The sequence below is a fragment of the Pseudofrankia sp. DC12 genome, assembly GCF_000966285.1.
Classification (GTDB): Bacteria; Actinomycetota; Actinomycetes; order Frankiales; family Frankiaceae; genus Pseudofrankia.
On the sequence record NZ_KQ031391.1, the window covers coordinates 1743961 to 1758311 of the forward strand.

The following is a 14351-nucleotide window of genomic DNA, read 5'->3' on the forward strand; positions in this document are numbered from 1 at the left end:
CGCGGTGGACGGATTTGACGGCGAACTCCACCTCCGCCTGCTTGGCGAGCGACTGCTGCTTTCCGGTGCGTCGCAGGATCCACTCGGCGACCCGCTGACTGGGCAGGCGCGGGCCCTGGCGGCCGTGGGCGCCGTCGCCAGGCCGGTGGCGCAACGCGTCGTCGACGACTACGCCCGGGCCCGCGCGCTGCGCGGACAGGGCGGACCGGCCCAGTCCGGACCGCCGCCCTCGGCCGCGCCGCTCCCGGCTCGCCGGATCGCTCCGGGCCGCCGTGTGATCAGGCAGCCTACCGGCGACCTGGAGATCCGTTACGCCATCCTGGGCCCGACCGAGACCCGTCTCGCCATTACCTTCCGGTCCAACGCGCGGGTCTCGCCCGACGTGGCCCGCCGCCCGGCGGGCATGCCGATCGGCATCACCACGGTGCCTTCGATCAGCGTGACCGACGACCGGGGCACGACGGTCACCTCGTCGGCGTTCTCCGGCGGCGGCACGGCCCTTCAGTGGCGCGGGTTCCTGACGCTGCGGCCCGCGCTGGCCCCGGACACCGGGTGGATCGAGCTGTATGGCGAACGAGTCGTGCTCGGGCCGGACGCGAGCGACCGAGCGGTCACGATCGACCACTTGGCCGAGGCCGACGCGGTCGAGCGCTACCTGGCCCAGTGCCTGGCCGTGGACAGCGCGCAGCCGCGCCCCCGGGCGATGGCCCACGCACTCGGGGCGCTGCGGGCCGCCGGCCTCGTCGACGGCGCCGATCCCGCGATCGCCGCCATCGCCGCGGTCTACAACGCGCTCATCCCCCAGTCGGGGCCGTACCTCCTGCCGGCCACGCTAGCGGCCGGGCACTGGCGGTCGCTGCTCGCCCGGCGCGGCACCACCGGCGGCCCGCGCCGGGCGCTGTTCGTCGGAGCGACCACGCCGGTGTTCGACGGGATCAGGGCCACCCTGCTGGACCTGACCTCGACCGATGACCGGTTCCAGTGCGACTTCGAGATCGCCGGCCCGATCGAGCTCGGCATGGCCGGCGACGCCAGCCTCGGCCGGACCGTCGTCACGTCCGGCGCGCTAGACGACCTCGGCAACTTCTACCTCGGTCAGCCGGGTACCTGGGGCTGGGGCGGCGGCGACGGCAGCACCTTCTCCGGCACACTCGACTTCTGGCCGGCACTCGATCCAGCAGCGACGCGGCTCGACCTCATCCTCACCACCGACCGGGCCCGCGTCACGATTGCCGTGCCCCTGACCTGGGACGCCGCCCCGTGACGCCGAGCTGGTGGGCTGGGCTGACACCCCTCGAAGAGACAGTCCGCTGTGGCGACGGCATGCACCGGATCCGGTGGGCTGGCGGCAACCTCGCCACCCCCGACCATGAGGATCCCGACGGGGAACGCACGCTCGGCGCACTCGGCGGCGAGTCCGCGCCCTGCATCGCGATCCTCGACGCCTGGCAGCGCCACCGCGCCGACCTCGACGTGCTGCTGCTCACCAGCCGCGGCAGCGTCGACCCGCTCCGGCTCCCGGCCACGGGCGGGCCTGGCGGCTGGATGGCCACGGTCCCGGCTGCGATGGCCATGCCCGCGCCACCCATGGCCAGGCCCCCACTACCCCCGCATATCCCAGCGATGCCCGCGTCGTTCGTCCCGGGGAGCCCGACGCGTGCCCGCGCCAGGTCAGGCGGCTTCTACTACGCGGGCGGCGGCCACGGCCCGGGCGGGCAACCGCGCGACGACACCCTGACAGGGCTGTTGCGCCTGCCGGGAACGCTGCCCGACCGGCTCGTCGCCACCGTCGTCGCCGCCTGGGCGCAACGGATCGCCGACGACGACCCGCGCGTCGCCGAGTCACTTCCCGCACTGCACGCAGCCCTGTACGGGCGCGCGCTGGCCGCCGCCCGCTCCTGGCTCGGCGGCGGGCCCACGTTCGACGTCCGGCTGGCTGCCTCGCCGGCCGTCGTCCGCCGCCCGGACGGCATCATCGCAGCGGAGCTGCCGTTCAGCTGGCTGCGCGACGTCTGGGCCCGCGGCTTCGCCACCCTCGCCGGCCATTTCTGCCTCACCGCCCAGCCCGGCCCGGCCGGCGACTGGACCTTCACCACCATCGCCCCCGACTGCGGCCCACCCGAACAGCTGACCCTGCGCACCCCGTGACGGCGGTATCGACGTCCGCTCCCTTCCATATCTGGCCACCGAGAAGTCGCCGTCGGGCAGTAGCGTTACCGGCGGCACGCGTACTCATCGGCAGGAAGGGCCAAGGCCCGTGGTCGAGCCAGCCGGTCAGACGGTCGTCGAACGACCGGACGCCGCGACCGTTCCCGCCGCACGCACCGGGCGGTTTCATGCCGCGACGGAGAGCGTCTCCCGGCGTCTTCCGTCCGGGTTGTCGCGGATCGTCACTCCCAGCGTTCTCGGCTTCGCCGTGATCAACGGGTTCACGTTCACCGTCGACCTCAGCCTGCTGACGGTTTTCCGCTCTGGCCTGCATTGGCCGCTTCCCGCCGTGATCACGCTCTCCTACCTGGTGGCCTTCGGGCTGAGCTTCCTGCTGAACCGCCGCTTCAACTTCCGCTCCCACGGCCCGGTCGGCGGGCAGGTCACGATCTACCTCGTCGCCATCGCCATCAACTACGCGGCGTTCATCCTGGGTGTCACCGACGGCCTCGCCCACCTCGGCGTCGAGTACCACATCGCTCGGCTCGTCGGGGGTTCGTGCGAGGCGATCTACATGTACTGCGTCATGCGCTGGGTCGTCTTCCCGGACAGGGGAAGCCCGAACCGCAGGGGCAACAGCCCGCAGGAAGCCTGACGCGGGAACCAGACGCCCATGACGTCAGTATCGACATCAGGGCATGGTGACTCATTCACCACGCCGCATTCGCATTGCGTTGGGCAGCCCCGCCAGTGGCGAAGGATTGGCGACCACCAGTCGAGCCACTCAAGCTGGCGGAGGGACTTGTTCGCGGCCTGCGGTTTTCCCGGCGAACCGAAGCAGCCGCCGCTCGACCCCGGTGAACCGCCGGGGTAGCCCACGTTCTGACTCACGCCCAACACGATTCCTCGACAACAAACCCAACATCGGCAACGACCTCCCTGGCCGGGGTCCAGGAGAGATCGCGCCGGCCCGGACGGCCGAGGGCTGCCAATGCCCGCGTGAAGCGTTGCCAAGGGCCAGTCACCGACACCACGCACCCCAGCGTCACTCATCGCGACCATTAGCCGAGCCTGAGTCATCCACACACGCCGATCATCGGCTGGCTGTCGGCACGGGTCTCGTCGTGGTCACCGAGCGCGCCGCAAATCATGCAACAAGCAAAATTTCCGACATTGCGGATGGGCATGACTTCACCTAGCATGCGGCGAATGCCGTCTGCGGGTACACGGGGGATGCCGGCGATGCTGCGGAGGATGTACTCGGTCCCCGAGCACATCACCATGGCCGGGCTGGGTGCGGGCCTGATCGGGGCGATCTACCCGACGATCATGGCGCACACGGGCGAGCGGGGCCTTTTCTGCCCACTGCGCGCGCTGACCGGCCTGCCGTGTCCGTTCTGCGGGCTGACGACCGCGACGGTCGCGCTGACCCACAGCGAGTGGGCGGCTGCTGCGAGCACCAGCCCTCTTGTCTATCTCGTGGCGGCACTGGTTACCGCGACGACGCCGATCCTGGCTGCCCGGCTCCTCGGCCTGGCGCCACCGCCACGCCCCTGGTCCGCCGCCGCGCGTGCGCGGACCCGGTATTCGGCCTACGTCGTCGTGGCCCTCAGCTGGCTCCTCCAGCTGCATCGGTACCACTTCATCTAAGCGGTCGCCAACCCATGCAGGACCGCTCTTCTCAGAAAGGCCGACCGTGACCGGCTACAACCCACCCCCGTCCGAGCCGACTCCCCCGCAGTGGGGCCAGCAGCCCCAGCCCGGCCAGTACCCGCAGTACCCGCAGCCCGGCCAGTACCCACCGGCCGATCAGTACCAGCAGCCCGGCCAGTACCAGCAGCCCGGCCAGTACCCGCCCGCCGGTCAGGGCGGCTACTACCAGCCCAACCCGTACGCACAGCCGGGGTACGGGTCCGGCCAGCCCGCGGGGCCAGGCGCCTACGCCAGCTGGGCCCAGCGAGTCGGCGCATACCTCATCGACGTGTTGCCGCAGATCATCGTGCTGGGGCTGTTCGGAGCGATTCTCCGCGGCCCGGCGGTGGCGCTCCTGGTGATCCTCTGGCTGGCCTCACTCGGCTGGATCATCTACAACCGCTGGATCCAGGCCGGCAGAACCGGTCAGTCGCTGGGCCGCAAGACGCTGAACATCCGACTCGTCAGCGAGGTCACCGGCCAGCCGATCGGACCGGCGATGGCGTTCGCCCGCGATCTCTGCCACTTCGTCGACAGCGTCATCTGCTACATCGGCTACCTGTTCCCGCTGTGGGACCCCAAGCGGCAGACGCTCGCCGACAAGATCGTGAAGACGGTCGTCGTGCCCGCCTGATCGTCGCGGGAGCATGACCCCCCGTCCTGGGACCACCGGAGTCCCAGGACGGGTATTGGTCGCGACCCGCGCGGGGGATCTCGGATACTGGCGGAGGCATTCTTTCGCGCTGCGCCGCCGCTCGGATGACCGAGGAACCGGTCACCCTCCTGCGGGGGCCACGCGCGGTGGGCAAATCGACCCTGCTACGCCGCCCGGCGGATCGGGTCAGTGGCGAGCGGGCGCGCGCTCGACGGTGGCCCCCTGCATGCCTGGTCGAGGCCGGCCTGACCTACGCCGCGCTCGCCGAACTTGCGATCCGAGGCCTTCCAGGCGGCTACGACCTCGACCACCTGCGCGGTTTCCACCGCGAGATCTTCGGGGATCTGTATCCGTGGGCAGGCGAGATCCGCACGGTGAGCATCGCCAGGACAGACCCGTTCTGCCTGCCCCAGCACATCGAGTCATATGCCCATGAGGTCTTCACCCGCCTCGCAGGCGAGCAGCATCTCCGCGGCCTCGACCGCGACGTCCCCGACCGGGACGGCCGGCGTGCCGACGTGGGGCTTTCCGCGTACCGGTTGCGGCAGACGCAACAAACAATCTTGAGGCGCTCCTCAGGTGGGGTGCGGCCACCGGGCCTCACCCCACCTGACCTGGGAACTCAGCTCCCGGAGGTGCCCGGAACGACTAGCTGCAGCCGCTGGTGGAGCCGCACTGTTCGCAGACGTAGCAGCTGCCGGCGGGGCGCATGGTCACGCCGCAGGTGAAGCAGAGCGGGGCGTCGACAGCGGTCTGGGCGAACAGCGACTGGCCGGGGGCGGCACCGCGCAGCTCCAGCTCGACGAACGCCGGACCGTGGCCCGTGTGCTCGCCGGACTTCGCGGCGGCCGGCGGCGCGGTCGGGGCGATCTCGGTCTCGGGCGGGTCGGCCAGGTCCGCGTCGGCCGGGCCGCCGTACTGGCCCGAGATCTGCCGGGCCCGCTCGGCGGCGGTCAGGATGCCGAGCTCCGCGCGCTGCTCCTCGGACAGGTAGTCCAGGGCGAGGCGGCGGAACAGGTAGTCCATCAGCGACTGGGCGATCCGGATGTCCGGGTCGTCGGTCATCCCGGCCGGCTCGAACCGCATGTTGATGAACTTCGAGACGTAGGTCTCCAGCGGCACGCCGTACTGCAGCGCGATCGAGATCGCGATCGAGAACGCGTCCATGACGCCGGCCAGCGTCGAGCCCTGCTTGGACATCTTGACGAAGATCTCGCCGAGGCCGTTGTCCGGGTAGGAGCCAGCGGTCATGTAGCCCTCGGCACCGCCGACGGAGAACGAGACGGTCTGCGACGGGCGGGTCTTCGGCAGCCGCCTGCGGACCGGTCGGTGCACGACCGGGGCCGGGGCCGCACTGGTGCCGGCGTTCGCGTCGGCGATCGCCTTCGCCTCGTCCACCGAGCGCTTCGCGCCCCGGACGTCGGTGAGCGGCTGACCGACCTTGCAGTTGTCCCGGTAGATCGCCAACGCCTTCAGGCCGAGCCTCCAGCCCTCGACGTAGATCTCCTCGACTTCCTCGACGGTCGCCGTCTCGGGCATGTTGACCGTCTTGGAGATCGCACCGGACAGGAACGGCTGCACGGCGGCCATCATCCGGACGTGGCCGACCGGGGCGATGGCCCGCTCGCCGATCGCGCAGTCGAACACCTCGTAGTGCTCGGGACGCAGCCCAGGGGCGTCGATGACGTGGCCGTGCTCGGCGATGTACTCGACGATCGCCTCGAGCGTTTCCTCCGTGTACCCCAGGGCCCGCAGCGCGGCCGGCACGGTCTGGTTGACGATCTTCATGCTGGCGCCGCCGACGAGCTTCTTCATCTTGACCAGCGCCAGGTCCGGCTCGATGCCGGTCGTGTCGCAGTCCATCGCCAGGCCGATGGTGCCGGTCGGCGCGAGCAGGCTGGCCTGGGCGTTGCGCCAGCCGTCGCGCTCGCCGACCGCCAGGCACTTCGCCCACTCCTGGCCGGCGGCGGCCAGGATGCGCGCGTCCTCGCTGTGCACGCTGCGGACCGCGTCGTTGGCGGCGGCGTGCTTGCGGATCACGCGGCGGTGGCCGTCGGTGTCCCGGGCATAGCCGTCGTACGGGCCGACGACACCGGCGAGCTCGGCCGAGCGGCGGTACGCGGTCCCGGTCATCAACGAGGTGATCGCGGCGGCGAGCGTCCGGCCACCCTCGGAGTCGTACGCGCGGGCCGAGGCCATCAGCAGCGCGCCGAGGTTGGCGTAGCCGATGCCGAGCTGGCGGTAGGCGCGGGTGACCTCGGTGATCTGGGGCGTCGGGAAGTCGGCGAAGCAGATCGAGATGTCCATCGCGGTGATGATCAGCTCGACGGCGTGGATGAAGCCCTCGACGTCGAAGGTGAGGTCACTGCGCAGGAACCGCATCAGGTTCAGCGAGGCGAGGTTGCAGCTGGAGTTGTCCAGGTGCATGTACTCCGAGCACGGGTTGCTGGCCGAGATCCGGCCGGCCTCCGGGGTGGTGTGCCAGTCGTTGATGACGCCGTCGTACTGGATTCCCGGGTCGGCGCACTCCCAGGCCGCCGTGGCGATCTTGCGCATGAGTTCGCGCGCGTCGACCGACTCGATCACCCGGTGGTCCATCCGGGCCCGCAGGTCGAACGAGGTGCCGTCCTGGACCGCGCGCATGAAGTCGTCCGTGACGCGGACGGAGTTGTTGGCGTTCTGGTACTGGACCGACGTGATGTCCTTGCCGCCGAGGTCCATGTCGAAGCCGGCGTCCCGCAGCGCGCGGATCTTGTCCTCCTCGCGCGCCTTGGTCTCGACGAACTCGACGACGTCTGGGTGGTCGACGTCGAGCACGACCATCTTCGCGGCGCGCCGGGTGGCCCCGCCGGACTTGATGGTCCCCGCTGACGCGTCGGCGCCGCGCATGAAGCTGACCGGCCCCGAAGCCGTTCCACCCGAGGACAACAGCTCCTTGGACGAACGAATGCGGGAGAGGTTCAGGCCGGAGCCCGAGCCGCCCTTGAAGATCAGGCCTTCCTCGCGGTACCAGTTGAGGATCGACTCCATCGTGTCGTCGACCGCGAGGATGAAGCAGTTGTGCACCCGCAGGCCGTTCGAGAGGTACTCCCCGCTGTCAGTCTGGATGTCGTAGACCGGCATCCGCCCGAGCGACTCGATCCGGTCGATCAACAACGTCTTGACCGGGTTGGCACGACGGCCGGGAAGCTCGAAGGACCTCTCAAGCTTCTCTGCCTTGGCGGTATCAACGAAACCGATCTCGTCGGCGAAGATCCGCCGGTCGCCGGCATTCTGGATCCGCAGGCTCCACAGGTCGTGCCGGTTGGGACGCGGGTCGGCCTTGCGACCGACTCGGGCGAAGATCCCGAAGCGAGCCAGCAGCGCCTGTACGCCCCGGATCAGCTCCTCAGAGATCATGTCGAAAGCGACCAGGGTCGACCGCTGCCGCGCCGACACATATCCCTCAGCCTGGAAGAGGCTGCGCAGATATGCCGCCACGACTGGCAGCGGCGCGGCAAGCAAACGGGCTGGCACCCGCATGTCCACGCCACGGGCACGCAAATCCCAATCCGTGACGAACTCGTTGAGGACGTCGCCATAGAGACGCAGGCGGCGGCAGTCGAGCGTCGGGTCCTGAACCTCCTGCCTCCGCTCGTGGCGATGGACTCCGGGAAACACCAGATCGACGGCCGCCGCGACCCAGGCTCGTTCCGCGTCAGTGACCGTCATCGCCTCGATGGTCAGCGATCGGTTGGTGCCCTCGTACTGCCCGACGAAGCCGTCCGCCTGCAGCCAGCCAGCCAGCGCGGCCTCGGCGATCTCGCGCGACGTTATCTCGCGCTCTCCCGGAGCCTCGGCCCGGTGCCACTGCAGCTGGTCGCCGGCCCGCAGCTCGCCGGCGGGAACGAAGGCACCGCCGTTGTCCTGGCGCCCTTTCCAGACGAGATGGTCCGCAGTCACGTCAAGGGCGTGACCAGCCTTCGTCCAGACACGCAGCACTTCCTTCATGCCGTTGGACTTGGTGGCGACGACCTTCGTCAACCCGTGGGCGTCGAACACCTTGGTACCGACGAGATTGCGCTCGACCAGCTCGCCGATCGGGATCAGGCCCTCCGGAGTGGTCACCAGCGCGTCATACGGCTGGCAGGCGCTCACCTGCTGCGGGGCCGAAGTGCCGACGTTGAACCAGACCGGGCTGTTGAAGCTGAACATCTGGTGCAACAGCATGTAGGTGAGCTCGTGCTCGAAGATCTCCGAATCCTCGTCGGAGGCGAAGTAGCCGTTCTCCCGGCCGGTCCGCCCGTAGGCGTGCACGACCCGGTCGATCAGCTGGCGCAGCGACGACTCACGCTGCGGGCTGCCGACCGCGCCCCGGAAGTACTTGCTCGTGACGATGTTCGACGCGTTGATCGACCAGTTGACCGGGAACTCGACACCGCGCTGTTCGAAGTTGATGGAGCCGTCCCGCCAGTTCGTCATGACGACGTCCCGCGACTCCCAGGTCACCTGGTCGTACGGGTGCATCCCGGCGGTGGTGTTACGCCGCTCGATCCGCAGGCCTGGCTTGCGGGCCGCGCCCTTGAGGGTGGCGGCCTTGCCGGACCCGGCTGCCTTGCCTGCATCCGCGGCGGGCTTGCCACCGCCGGCGACCGTGTCCTCGGTGGCGGCCTCGTTCGCGGCGGGTGCCGGCGCCGAGGCGGGCCTCCCGGCGGTCGAGGCGGCCTTTCCGTTGGAGCTGGCCTTCTGCTTCGCGCCGCGGGTCTCCGTCATGACACTCCTCAGCTCGTCTCGTGCGCTGCGCCGAACGCGGGCGTGCCGAATAGACCGACGGCCTCACGACCCGCTTGCTGGCCTTCGGAGGGCACAAGCTCCTCGTCCCCCTGAAGGCCCTGATGATGTTGTGGACCTGCTACGCGCTCGCGTTTCCGCGCGTCAGAACTCCGCGCGCCACCGTTGGCGGAGGCGCGTCGTGACGGGTGTGACCGACGGCGTCGCGTCGGTGCGACCGCGGCGAGCCAGGCCCGCCGCGGGCGTTACGGCCGGCCGGGGCCCGCCGCGGGCGACAGGGCCACGTCCAGCTCGTCGGCCAGCGCGGCCGGGCTCGCTGGCGCCGCCGGGTCGGCCCGCAGCTCGGAGATCGCCCGCTCGAAGTCGGCGAGCGACTCGAACGCCAGATAGACCGACGCGAACCGCAGGTAGGCGACCTCGTCGAGCTCTCGCAGCGGACCCAGGATCGCCCGGCCCACGTCCTCGGCCGCGACCTCGGCCGCGCCCGACGAGCGAACGGTGTCCTCGACCCGCTGGGCCAGGATCGCGAGGTCCTCGGCACTCACCGGCCTGCCCTGGCACGCCTTACGAGCCCCGGCGACCACCTTGGCCCGGCTGAACGGCTCGGCGGCCCCACTGCGCTTGCGAACCCGCAGCGATGCTTCCTCCATCGTCGTGAAACGCCGGCCACAGGACGGGCATGCCCGTCGCCGCCGGATGGCCGCGCCTTCCTCGGCCTCCCGGCTGTCGACCACTCGGCTGTCGGGATGCCGGCAGAACGGACACCGCACGGCTCCTCCCTTCTCCACGCTCGTCGAGGCGGGGCCGCCCGCACGAGCGCGTGGCAATCATCGACCTGGGCTCTCGCGCCCGCTCAGGGCATGGCTGGCGCAGGGCATGGCGACAGCGCCCCGTAGCACCGGCGGGCACGCGACCGCGCGTCACCGGGGACGGCAAGCACACCTCCACGCCCTCCACCAGCCTGTCCACACCGTCAGACGTGGCACCCTTCAAAAACTACCAGTGGATGACTTACAGGTGTGTAACTACCAGATGTTGTGCCGCCAGACTAGCGCATGCCCGGTTCGTCGGTGTGCATGCCCCCCTCGCGTGTCGGATCCCACCGTCGCCGGAAACGGCGGACGCGACCGGCGCAGGTGCTCGTCCTCGCTGCTTCCCGCAGGTCAGGACGCAGCCGACGCCGCCCCGACGACGGGACCACCGATCGCCTTCGAGGGTTCGCGGACGCGGCGCCCCACCAGCACGGAAGAGCGGACGGGGCGGAAGCCGGCAATGATCACGCCTCACGCCCCCGCGGAACGCAAAGATCCACCGCGCCCACCAGCATCCAGTCCTACGTCCTGGTCGCGGACGCGGACGCGCCATGAAACACCATCACCAGGGATGACCGTCGGGTATCACGCGTGGCGAGGTCACGACCGCTGAGGGTCTGGGCTGCCAGCGGTGCCGGGGCGGGCGCGGGCGGCACGGAGTGGCTCTCCCGGCCCGCGGCAGCTCCACGGAAGCCGGATGGACCGGCTGGCTTGACCAGGCCACGACCACAAGCCCGCCTCGCCCCCGAGCCCGACAGGGGGCGTGAGGCACGGGCTTGCGAGCGGCTTAGGTCAGTGGCCGGAAACGGCGAGGAGCCAGGTGACGCCGAGCCAGCCGGCGCTCGCGGCGCCCCAGAGCGCCAGGCCAAGGACGAAGGCGGCCACGACGCGACCGCGGCTGGTGAGCCGCAGCGCGGGCGTGGCCTGGGACTTGCCGCCAGCCCGGCGGCGCGGCGGCCGGACGCCGGCCACGGGGTGCTCGGCCGCCGCCGCACGCGCCAGCGGGCTCTGTACCAGTGCCGCCGGCGCGGGCACGCGGCCAGGGCGCCGACGCGTCGGGACGGGAAGACTGATTACTTGGGCGCCGTCGGGACCTACCGGGGCAGGGCGCCCCTGGATCGTCGTGGCCCCACGCGGGTTCGTCATGCCAACCTCCTAGCGGCCGGGCCAGCGACCCGGCTGCGCTCGTCGAGCGAAGCTCAACCAACTCGGGGGTCCGGGGAGATGTTCCCCGGGCAGACATCGCGGACCACCGACGACGCTAACCCAAGGTCGACATGCGGCGGTGGCCGGTACTGGGGCAGGGTGCGATTCGAACTGATGGTCGATTCTTACACGCATAAGCCCGGCAAGCCACGCGGACACGCTCGAACGCGTGTTTGAGATTCCGACGTCGTCCGGCTACGGTCATCACGATCAGGCATGACGCGCGCAGCAGCACCGATCCGCCCAGCTCCACCCAGATGCCTCCCCGGAGATCCTCGACGGTCGGGGGCGCCGGCCGCCGGTCTGGTGTGGTGGCGCGGCCGGGCCGCGGCGCCGAAGCCTGCGGCGCCCGTTCTGGTCGGGCTCGCCGGCCCAGGTGCCGACGGCCCGCCCCCGGCGGGCGTTCGATCCGGACACGCCGGGAGGCGCTCCGGGTCCCCGATGTCGAGCCTCGCTCGACGAGCTCGACGAAGGAGAACGGTCGCCATGACCTCGAGGCTAGGAGTGCCAACGCCATGACCACGCAGGGAAGGGGACCGCGCAGAGCCGGTCGCCCGTCCGCCGGACGCGGTGAGGCCGGCGGGACCGTGCGCGACTTCCCCGACGGCCCCGTCGACGAGCAGGGTCTCACGACCCGGCAACGCAAGGTTCTCGAGGTGATCCGTGATGCCGTCGAGCGCCGCGGCTACCCGCCGAGTGTCCGGGAGATCGGCGAAGCAGTCGGGCTGACCAGCACGTCCAGCGTCGCGCACCAGCTGAAGATGCTGGAGGACAAGGGTTTCCTGCGCCGCGACCCGAACCGGCCGCGGGCGATCGAGGTCGTCACCTCCGAGGGCGAGCCGCCGATCCGGCCGCTGCCGAAGACCCGGCCCGCCGTGGCCGCGGGCCGGGGCCGAGCCCCCCTGCGGGTCCACACCCTCGGCCCGGACGACGGCGTGCGCGCCGACGACGACGAGAACGTCCAGCTGGCGGCGGCCACGGCCTACCTGCCGTTGGTCGGGCGGATCGCGGCCGGTGGGCCGATCCTGGCCGAGCAGGCCGTCGAGGACGTGCTGCCGCTGCCCCGGGAGATCGTGGGCGAGGGCACGCTGTTCCTGCTGCGCGTCGTCGGTGAGTCGATGATCAACGCGGCGATCTGCGACGGGGACCTGGTCGCCGTCCGCCAGCAGCCGGTGGCCGAGAACGGCGAGATCGTCGCCGCGATGATCGACGGCGAGGCGACCGTCAAGCGCTTCCGCCGCCACGACGACGGCCATGTCTGGCTGCAGCCGGAGAACCCCGCGTTCCACGACATCGCGGGCGACGACGCCACCATCCTCGGCCGCGTCGTGGCGGTGATGCGGCGGGTCTAGGCCCGCCGCGGGCGCGAAGGAGCGTCCGGAACGGCGCTGGCGCGCGCCGACCGGGCGCTCCGCCGCCAGACGGCACGTCGTCCGGGCACACTGCCCGCCAGGTGGGCCGCCGACCGGACGCTCCGCTCAGCAGAGGTCCTTCCGCCCGGCGCACCACCGCCGGCAGCCGCGTCGGCCAGGCGCTCCGCCGGCCCGACGCCTCGCCCTTGTTCGTCTGCGGCCTGCCCAGACCAGCCGGCGCCCGTCTCCGATCGGCGCGCCGGATCCACCGCGACCAGGCCGGCAGACTGACCGTGATCATGACGGCAGATCGACCGTGACCATGACGGCAGATCGACCGTCGATCATGAGAGAATCGACCGGCGGCCTGGCGGTGAGGGACGGCGGTGGTGGCGGTGTCGCAGCTGAGAATTGAGCTCTTCCCGAGGCACGCGGAGGCGTTGGTGTCCGCCGCGCTGGCGGATACGCGGGTCGTCGTCGTGACCGGTGCGCGCCAGGTCGGAAAGAGCACGCTCGCGCGCCTCGCCGTCGAGGCGCACGGCGAGGCGAGAACCTACTACCTGGACGATGACGCGGTGCGGGCCGCGGCCCTGGCGGACCCTGTTGGCTTCGTCAACGCGGACGGGCTGCTGATGATCGATGAGATCCAGCGAGCCCCGGATCTTCTGCTCGCGATCAAGTCGAAGGTGGACCGCGACCCCCGTCCCGGGCGCTACCTGCTCACCGGCTCCGCGCGCCTGTGGGGAATGAAGGGCATTCCGGATATCCTGCCGGGCCGGTCGGAGACCGTGGAGCTATGGCCGCTTGCCCAGGGCGAGATCGACGGCGGCCCCGACGCGTTCGTCGATGCCGTCTTCTCGCAGGACGAGCCATGGCTTGCCCACGGCACCCTTGATCGGAACGACTACGTCGAGCGGGCGCTGCGCGGCGGTTACCCCGAGGCCGTGCGCCGCGAGGACCTGCGCCGGCGGGCCCGGTTCTTCGAGTCGTACATCTCGGACCTCATCGAACGCGATATTCGCCAGATTTCCGAGATCGAACGAACGGTGGAACTGCGCCAGCTTGTTCAGGCGCTGGCGGCGACGGCGGGTGGTCTTCTGGTTCCGAACCGGCTAGGCAATGACCTCGCGGTGCCGGCCACCACCGTCCGCAGGCACCTTGCCGCGCTGGAACTCTCCTACGTCGTCCAGCGAATTCCGGCCTGGTCGAGCAATCTGACCACGCGCGCCGTCGCGACACCGAAGATCATATTTGTCGACTCCGGCCTCGCGGGGCACCTGACCGGTATGTCGCCGCGCCGGGCGTCCCACCCGACGGCGAACGTCGGCCCGCTGATCGAGAACTTCGTCCTGGGCGAGCTGGCCCGGCAGCTGACCTGGGCCCAGGAGCCGGTCTCGCTCTTCCACTACCGGGACCGGGACCGCAACGAGGTCGACGCGGTGCTCGAGCGGGCGTCCGGGGAGATCGTCGGGGTCGAGGTGAAGGCAGCCGAGACGGTACGCACGGACGACTTCCGCGGACTGCGCCGGCTGGCCGACCAGATCGGCGGCCGCTTTCACGCCGGATACGTCCTCTACGCCGGTCCGGAGGTCCTGCGCTTCGGCCCGCGCCTGCGGGCCGTCCCGATCTCGGCGCTCTGGACAGCGCGGCCAGACCTCTGACCGGTCGACGGCGTTCTCACTCCGGCGACGAACGATCCGGATGCACGACGAAGCC

Annotated in this window: 11 protein-coding genes; 7 read left to right on the forward strand and 4 right to left on the reverse strand. The window is 70.8% G+C overall.

The genetic code is table 11. From position 1 onward, the window contains the following. Positions 1–4: 4 nt before the first annotated feature. The 5 genes from FRADC12_RS07030 to FRADC12_RS07050 all read left to right on the forward strand — a co-directional run bounded on the left by FRADC12_RS07030 (position 5) and on the right by FRADC12_RS07050 (position 4474). Positions 5–1264 (forward strand): hypothetical protein, encoded by a 1260-nt coding sequence (locus FRADC12_RS07030; RefSeq protein ID WP_045876039.1) that lies wholly within the window; start codon positions 5–7, stop codon positions 1262–1264. 59 nt (positions 1265–1323) lie between these two features. Further along, entirely contained in the window at positions 1324–2148 is an 825-nt protein-coding gene (locus tag FRADC12_RS07035) for a hypothetical protein (protein ID WP_045876040.1), read from the forward strand. A 109-nt stretch (positions 2149–2257) separates the two neighbouring features. Then, positions 2258–2803 carry a GtrA family protein gene (locus tag FRADC12_RS07040; protein ID WP_045876041.1) on the forward strand — a complete coding sequence of 182 codons (546 nt, stop codon included), beginning with the start codon at positions 2258–2260 and terminating at the stop codon, positions 2801–2803. A 587-nt stretch (positions 2804–3390) separates the two neighbouring features. Beyond that, positions 3391–3798 carry a DUF2752 domain-containing protein gene (locus FRADC12_RS07045; RefSeq protein ID WP_198152815.1) on the forward strand — a complete coding sequence of 136 codons (408 nt, stop codon included), beginning with the start codon at positions 3391–3393 and terminating at the stop codon, positions 3796–3798. Positions 3799–3844: 46 nt separating this feature from the next. Next, entirely contained in the window at positions 3845–4474 is a 630-nt protein-coding gene (locus FRADC12_RS07050; RefSeq protein ID WP_045876042.1) for an RDD family protein, read from the forward strand. A 443-nt stretch (positions 4475–4917) separates the two neighbouring features. Here the strand turns inward: FRADC12_RS07050 and FRADC12_RS33775 are convergent, their stop codons facing one another. From FRADC12_RS33775 to FRADC12_RS07065, 4 genes are all read right to left on the reverse strand, one after another. Continuing rightward, a complete protein-coding gene (locus tag FRADC12_RS33775; protein WP_255355177.1) occupies positions 4918–5049 on the reverse strand; it encodes a hypothetical protein in 132 nt (43 codons plus the stop codon). A gap of 94 nt (positions 5050–5143) precedes the next feature. Beyond that, positions 5144–9247 (reverse strand): vitamin B12-dependent ribonucleotide reductase, encoded by a 4104-nt coding sequence (locus tag FRADC12_RS32920; protein ID WP_232303657.1) that lies wholly within the window; start codon positions 9245–9247, stop codon positions 5144–5146. Between the two features lie 263 nt (positions 9248–9510). After that, positions 9511–10053: a transcriptional regulator NrdR gene (nrdR, locus tag FRADC12_RS07060; RefSeq protein ID WP_502685234.1), complete on the reverse strand. Its 543-nt coding sequence runs from the start codon at positions 10051–10053 to the stop codon at positions 9511–9513. An 816-nt stretch (positions 10054–10869) separates the two neighbouring features. After that, positions 10870–11223, reverse strand: coding sequence for a hypothetical protein (locus FRADC12_RS07065; protein WP_045876044.1), 354 nt, complete (start codon positions 11221–11223; stop codon positions 10870–10872). Between the two features lie 575 nt (positions 11224–11798). Between FRADC12_RS07065 and lexA the strand changes: the two genes are divergently transcribed. Both lexA and FRADC12_RS07075 read left to right on the forward strand, forming a co-directional pair. Then, positions 11799–12635: a transcriptional repressor LexA gene (gene lexA, locus FRADC12_RS07070; RefSeq protein WP_045876045.1), complete on the forward strand. Its 837-nt coding sequence runs from the start codon at positions 11799–11801 to the stop codon at positions 12633–12635. A gap of 395 nt (positions 12636–13030) precedes the next feature. After that, positions 13031–14296, forward strand: coding sequence for an ATP-binding protein (locus tag FRADC12_RS07075; RefSeq protein ID WP_232303658.1), 1266 nt, complete (start codon positions 13031–13033; stop codon positions 14294–14296). The last annotated feature ends 55 nt before the right edge of the window (positions 14297–14351 follow it).